Source organism: Acidisphaera rubrifaciens HS-AP3, from assembly GCF_000964365.1.
Taxonomy (GTDB): domain Bacteria; phylum Pseudomonadota; class Alphaproteobacteria; order Acetobacterales; family Acetobacteraceae; genus Acidisphaera; species Acidisphaera rubrifaciens.
The window spans coordinates 1-778 of record NZ_BANB01000733.1; the positions used below are offsets into that span (position 1 = coordinate 1).

Annotated in this window: 1 protein-coding gene; it reads right to left on the minus strand. The window is 74.0% G+C overall.

The window, feature by feature from the left end:
• On the minus strand, positions 1 to 778 hold a 778-nt coding region (locus B8460_RS22280; protein ID WP_048862818.1), incomplete at both ends, for a hypothetical protein.

Sequence of the window (778 nt, forward strand, 5' to 3'; positions counted from 1 at the left end):
CGAAGCGGCGCGGGCGGCGGCGGGATTGCCGGGCTGGCGGCCATGGCCGCTCTGCTTGGCGATGGTGTCGCGCACCCCGCCCGCCGCCTCCTGCGCCACCGCCAGCGCCACGTCGCCCCAGAACCCGGTGACCGTCTCGGGCGGCACCTCGTTAAGCTGCAGCACCATGCCGAGATCGTGGCCCGCGGCGTCGGACATCTTCCAGGCGATCTCCACCCGCAGGTTGCCGCCGGCAACCGGCACCGCCCGCACCTGCCCGGCCACCGTGAAGTCGGCGCCGGTCGCCGTGTCCTGCACCACCTCGCCCAGCTTGCCGAGCTGGCGGCGCATCTGGTTGGTCAGCGACATGTCCCCGTCGCCCGGCGCCCCGGTCACCTGCGGCACATAGACGCGCGCCGGCCGGTTATAGAGGCTGTGCGGATCGCTCTGCATGCGCGCCGCGTTGATGCGGTCCATGAGGTCGCTGATCTTCGGCGCCGCCTCCGCGGCGCTGGCGAGCAGCATCTTGCGGTCGCCGCCGGCCCATGCCCCGTCCGGGACCGGCGCGCCGTCGGTGCGGCCCTGCGCCTTTCCGGTCGGGTCATAGACCGCGAAGCTCGGCACCACCTGCCCGCCATGCTCGCTGGCGCTCGTCACCAGCCGCCATTCGTTCGCCGCCGCGTGCGGTCCGACCGCGACGGCCGGCAATTCCCGGTCCTGCAGACTGTGCGCGAGGTCGGCCGCATAGGCCCTGCTCGCCTGATCGCCCAGCAGGGCGGCGGCCGGCGTCTCGACCGCG